The sequence below is a fragment of the Kitasatospora aureofaciens genome, from assembly GCF_019192735.1.
Classification (GTDB): domain Bacteria; phylum Actinomycetota; class Actinomycetes; order Streptomycetales; family Streptomycetaceae; genus Kitasatospora; species Kitasatospora aureofaciens_A.
Genome location: NZ_JAHTKP010000167.1, coordinates 1 through 1,451, shown reverse-complemented (window position 1 = coordinate 1,451; position 1,451 = coordinate 1). Strand labels below are relative to the sequence as shown.

Below are 1,451 nucleotides of genomic sequence, written 5' to 3'. Positions count from 1 at the left end.
TCCGGCGGGCGCGGCGGCAACACCGCCGACCTCGCGATCTACACCGGCGGGAGCACGAACAACCACGCGAACGATGACGACTACGAGAACGAGACCCAGACACAGCCCATCGACATATACACCCCCGCACGAGGCACCGGAGGGCAGGCTGTTGCGCAGAACGTAGCAACGAAACTGAGCAATCAGGCGCCGGGCGGTGTCTGCGTCGACCTGTCGTACATCCCCCCGGGAAGCCGCGCCCCGATTCTGGCGACTCTGAACAACCCGAACCAGCTCAATGTTCCACGTAGGGCAGTGGTCATCGTCCACGCGAACGGCCAGCAGCTCGGAATCATCGGCGTGCTGCCGCAATGACGGTGAAACGCTGCCCGGCGGAGCCGAAGAGCAACCGCCCGGCCCCGAGCGTTACCGGCCTGCGCGTCCGGGCAAGCCGGTAACGCTCACCGCCCTCGAAATCAGCCCTGGCCTGGCGGGCGGCCCGCTGGTCCCGGTGGAACTGTTGATGCAGTCCGGACCGAGCCTGGAGGTACGGACCTGGCACCTGGTGTGGATCCACACTGGTGGTCGCTGGCGCAGCGGGATCCTGACCACGCGGCCCATCCGCGTAGGGCTGCATGGAGCCCATCCGGGAGTAGCCCCACCGCTCGTAGAGTGCGCGGACCGCGGGTGCTCCTCCTCGACCAGGAGGTGGGAGCGGTCCTCGATCCGGTGGGACAGCAGCTCCTCGTGCAAGGGCACGCGCCGCTCGACAGAGAGGAACGGGTCGCTGGCGGCTTCCTGCGCGTACACCTGGGTGAGGGAACTCCGGCTGTGGGAGGCACCGCTCCGCTGGCTGCTCCTGTTCCCACGGCGCGCGGCCAGCTCGTTCTAGACACCCCATACCCCCAGGTCAGAGGGGGCATGGGGTCAAGTGCCCGGAGCCGGACTCGAACCGGCACGGCCTCACGGCCAAGCAGTTTTAAGCTGCCCGTGTCTGCGTTCCACCATCCGGGCGTCCTGCGAACCACCCCTGAGCCTAGTCGCCCGACTCACCCTTTCGCATGTTCCCAGCCCGGGAAGTTGTCATGTTTCCTTGCCATCTGACGAACAGTTCGCAATTCGGCCACGGAGAGCGCCGGTTCAGGCCATCGCCCCGGCCTCAGGGTCCGCGTCATACCGCAGGAGGAGGGCGTCAGTCCGCCGTACGCCCAGCGGTGGTCGGGCCAACCGTCCGGCGGAGCGACGAATAACCATGATCACCCGGCGGAGCATGGAGGGACCATCCGCGACCCGCAAGGAGCATCCCCGTGACCACGTCGACCGCAACCGCCGTCCGTACCGGCCGGGCGGCCGCCCGCGCCACCGGCCTGAACAAGGTCTACGGGGAGGGGGAGACCCGCGTCGTCGCCCTCGACAACGTCAGCGTGGCCTTCCCGCAGGGCGAGTTCACCGCCATCATGGGCCCCTCCGGC

The 1,451-nt window shown here is 68.1% G+C and carries 1 protein-coding gene, 1 tRNA gene and 1 pseudogene; 2 read left to right on the top strand and 1 reads right to left on the bottom strand.

Annotated elements, in window-relative coordinates:
- The coding region (locus KV557_RS41775; RefSeq protein WP_218207348.1) for a hypothetical protein at positions 1-354 on the top strand (354 nt) is incomplete at its 5' end.
- Positions 355-911: 557 nt separating this feature from the next.
- On the opposite strand, the gene KV557_RS41770 is transcribed toward KV557_RS41775, so the two are convergent.
- A tRNA-Leu gene (locus KV557_RS41770) sits at positions 912-993 on the bottom strand.
- Between the two features lie 293 nt (positions 994-1,286).
- Between KV557_RS41770 and KV557_RS43940 the strand changes: the two are divergent.
- Positions 1,287-1,451, top strand: a pseudogene (locus KV557_RS43940) (ABC transporter ATP-binding protein); the annotation flags it as partial.